The following is a 3347-nucleotide window of genomic DNA, read 5'->3' on the forward strand; positions in this document are numbered from 1 at the left end:
GGGCCGGACGTGCGCCCGTAGGCCGCGCGGCGCGCGCTGTCCGGGGCGTTGGGCCACGGGCTGCGCCGCTCATCCTTCCGGCTGGGGGCGCTGGTGCGCCCGGCCGACTTCGGCCGGCTGGCGTCGGCGCTGGTGCGGGTGGCGCTCGGCGAGGAGTCCGCCGGCGAGGTGGCCCGCGCCGCCGGCCGGTGAGGCGTCCCGGGCCCGGCGAGCGTCACTTGGCGGTCTTGTCGCCCGGCTTGGTCAGGTTCCACACCAGCAGCGCCGCCAGCAGCGCGAGCACCACGAGCCCGCCGGAGAGCCCCCGGCCGTCCTCCTCGCTGCGGCCGGTCGTGCCGAAGTAGATCACCGCGAGCCCGGCCAGCACCGTGACGAACGTCCGCATCCCTCGGTCCTTCACGGTCCGGACGGTACGGGCGACGCCCACCCCCGGGCGGCGGGTTCGCCCGTTTTCACCCGACCGTGCCCCGGGAGCGGCGGTCCGCTGGCCGGGCAGGTCCGCGCCCCGAGCCGACGAGGCCGGCCGGGGTGGACCCGTGCCTCGGCCCGGACCGGTCAGGGCCCGGTGACGAAGCCGCGCAGCCGCACCCGCCGGATCGTCCGGCCGGCGACCTCGACCACCTCGACGGTCAGCCCGGGCAGGCGCACCGTCTCGCCGGGGCCGGTCGGCAGGTGGCCCAGCCCGGCCAGCACCAGCCCGGCCACCGTCGTGTACTCCCGCGACGGCCGGAAGTGCAGCCACACGCCGATGTCGGCCAGGTCGTGCAGCGGGAAGTCGCCCGGCAGCAGCAGCGATCCGTCCGGCTCCCGGGTCACCCCCGTCACGTCCCGGTCGGTCTCGTCGTACAGCTCGCCCACCACCTCCGCCAGCAGGTCCTCCAGCGTGACCATGCCGTCGACCCCGCCGTGCTCGTCGACGACCACCGCCAGCTGCTGGTGGCACACCCGCAGGCGGCGCAGCGCGTCGGAGACGGGCAGGGTGCCCGGCAGCAGCAGCGGCGGGCGGGCCCGGTCGCCGACGGTGACGGCGCCGGCGTCGACGAGGTCGCGGATGTGCACCACGCCGCGTACGTCGTCGAGGCCGCCGGGCCCCACGACGGGGGCGCGGGACCGGCCGGCGGCGGCGAGCCGGCGCATCCCGTCGGCGGCGGGCAGGGTCGCGGGCAGCGCGGTCACGCCCAGCCGGGGGACGAGGATCTCCCGCAGCGTCCGGCCGGCGATGTCGAACGCGCCGGTGAGGATCTCCCGCTGCTGCGCGGACAGGCCCCGCTGGCTGACCAGCATCTCCCGCAGCTCGTCCTCGGTCATCTCCGCCCGGCTGGCCCGCGGGTCGCCGCCGGCGAGCCGCACCACCACGTCGGTGGCCTGGCTGAGCAGCCACACCGCCGGCCGGGACAGCCGGGCCAGCAGGTCCAGCGGGCCGGCGCTGAGCAGCCCCCACCGTTCGGCGCGCTGCATCGCCAGCCGTTTGGGCGCCAGCTCCCCGACGACCAGGGTGACGAAGGTGAGCAGCACGGTCACCAGGAGGATCGCCGCGCCGCGCGCGGCCCCGCCGAGGAAGCCCAGCGGCCCGACCAGCGGCTCGGCCAGGGAGACCGCGGCGGCGGCGGAGGCGAGGAACCCGGCGAGGGTGATGCCGAGCTGGATGGTGGCCAGGTAGCGGTTGGGGTCGCGGACCAGCCGGGCCAGTCGCTCCCCCGACCGGCTGCGCCGCCCCAGCTGCCGCACCTGCCCCTCGCGCAGCGTCACCAGCGCCATCTCGCTACCGGACAGGGCCGCGTTGACGAGCACCAGCACGGCCACCAGCGCGAGCTGCCCGAGCGGTGCCCCCATGTCAGTCGACCTCCAGGTCGTCGAGGGAGATCTTGTGCGTCATCAGCCACCGGGCCAGCGCCGACATCCCGAACAGCCACAGCGGCGCCGACTCGGTGGTGCCGTTCGTGGCGAAGATCGCGAAACGCAGGTCCGGCGCCCGGTACGCCTCGATCCGCCACTTGTGCTGCCTGTCCCGCCAGACCGCGGAAGGGTCCATGGGCGTCACGCTAGGCGACCGCCGGCCCCGCCGGGGCGGCTTCAGGAGCCGGCGGCGACCACGACCCGGGCGTCGTCGGGCAGCCGGCGGGTGACGCCGCGCCGGTCGAGCAGCTCCAGCAGCGGCACGGCGACGCGGCGGGTGGTGTCCAGCGCCTGCCGGGCGGCGCTGAGCGTGAACGGCTGCGGCAGCCCCGCCAGCACCCGGACGGCCTCGTCGACCGCGCCGGGCAGCAGCACCACGTTCTCGGCGAGCCGCAGCAGCGCGCCCGCCCGCACGGCCGCGCCGATCTCCCGGGGCCCCAACCCCAGGTCGGTGAGGCGCTCGGCCTCCGGCGCCCGGAACGGACGGTCGGCGTACTCGGCGCGGACCCGGGCCACGGCGCGGGCCACCGGCTCCGGCAGCGCGTCGGCCGCCGCGGCGGTGACCCGGCCGGCGTGGGTGCGCAGCGGCGGCCGGACCAGCGCCTCGACCAGCGCCCGGTCGGGCAGCCCGAGGCGCTGCCGCAGCAGCTCCACCGGCGCGCCCGGCTCCAGCGGATGCTCCCGGGCGTGCCGGGCGACCTCCCCGGCCAGCCGGGCGCCGAGCCGCCGCCAGTGCTCCGGGTCGGCCAACCAGTCGCCCGCGACGGGCCGGTCGGTGACCGCCACCCCGGTGCGGGCCAGGTCGGCGGCGCGGGCCAGGCCCCGCCGGCGCAGCTCGCCGGCCAGGTCGGGCCGGCCGTCCACGCCCGCCAGCACGGCCGCGCGGGCGGCCGCCGCACCCCGGCGGGTCAGCGGCGGCGGCGCGACGTCCAGCACGGTCACGCCGCCGGCCACGTGGTGGCGGCCCGGGTCGCGCAGCAGCGCCCGGTCGCCGACCAGCAGCGGCAGCGGCCGGGCCAGCCGCAGCCGGACGGTGTCCGCGCCCAACGGCCGCACCCGGGCCGGCACGGCCGCCGCGCCGACGTGCAGGGTCAGCGTGGCGGGCAGCTCCGCCGCCGGGTCGCCGGACAGCCGGACGTCGAGCAGGTCGGTGCGGTGGAACCGGCCGGGGGCGAGCAGGGCGTCGCCCCGGCCCAGCCGGTCCCGGGGCGTGCCGCGCAGGTTCACCGCCACCCGGGCGACCGCGTCGACCTCCGGCCGGGCCTCGCCGAGGCGGTGCAGGCCGCGCACCCGCACCGGCTCGCCCGTCGAGGCGAGTTCCAGCTCGTCGCCGACGCGCAGCCGGCCGGCGCCGAGGGTGCCGGTGACCACGGTGCCGGCCCCCCGGACGGTGAACGCCCGGTCCACCCACAGCCGCACCGGGGCGGCCGTCGCGGGGGCGGGCAGCCGGG

At 78.9% G+C, this 3347-nt stretch carries 4 protein-coding genes and 1 pseudogene; 1 reads left to right on the plus strand and 4 read right to left on the minus strand.

Annotated elements, in window-relative coordinates:
• A pseudogene (locus ACWENR_RS30110) lies at positions 1-192 on the plus strand (hypothetical protein); the annotation flags it as partial.
• Positions 193-214: 22 nt separating this feature from the next.
• On the opposite strand, the gene ACWENR_RS30115 reads toward ACWENR_RS30110, so the two are convergent.
• From ACWENR_RS30115 to ACWENR_RS30130, 4 genes are all read right to left on the minus strand, one after another.
• Positions 215-400, minus strand: a complete 186-nt coding sequence (locus ACWENR_RS30115; RefSeq protein ID WP_141721904.1) for a hypothetical protein — start codon at positions 398-400, stop codon at positions 215-217.
• Positions 401-555: 155 nt separating this feature from the next.
• On the minus strand, positions 556-1833 hold the full coding sequence (locus ACWENR_RS30120) for a hemolysin family protein (RefSeq protein WP_452280328.1): 1278 nt from the start codon (positions 1831-1833) through the stop codon (positions 556-558).
• Position 1834: 1 nt separating this feature from the next.
• Positions 1835-2032 (minus strand): hypothetical protein, encoded by a 198-nt coding sequence (locus tag ACWENR_RS30125; protein ID WP_089000292.1) that lies wholly within the window; start codon positions 2030-2032, stop codon positions 1835-1837.
• A gap of 41 nt (positions 2033-2073) precedes the next feature.
• A partial coding sequence (locus ACWENR_RS30130) for a SelB domain-containing protein (protein WP_452280329.1) occupies positions 2074-3347 on the minus strand: 1274 nt, incomplete at its 5' end.

It is taken from the genome of Micromonospora sp. NPDC004336, assembly GCF_053602615.1.

Excerpts from the sequence above, each read along its gene's own strand:
- ACWENR_RS30120 (WP_452280328.1), bottom strand. The coding sequence starts at position 1,833 with ATGGGGGCACCGCTCGGGCAGCTCGCGCTGGTGGCCGTGCTGGTGCTC.
- ACWENR_RS30125 (WP_089000292.1), bottom strand. The coding sequence starts at position 2,032 with ATGGACCCTTCCGCGGTCTGGCGGGACAGGCAGCACAAGTGGCGGATC.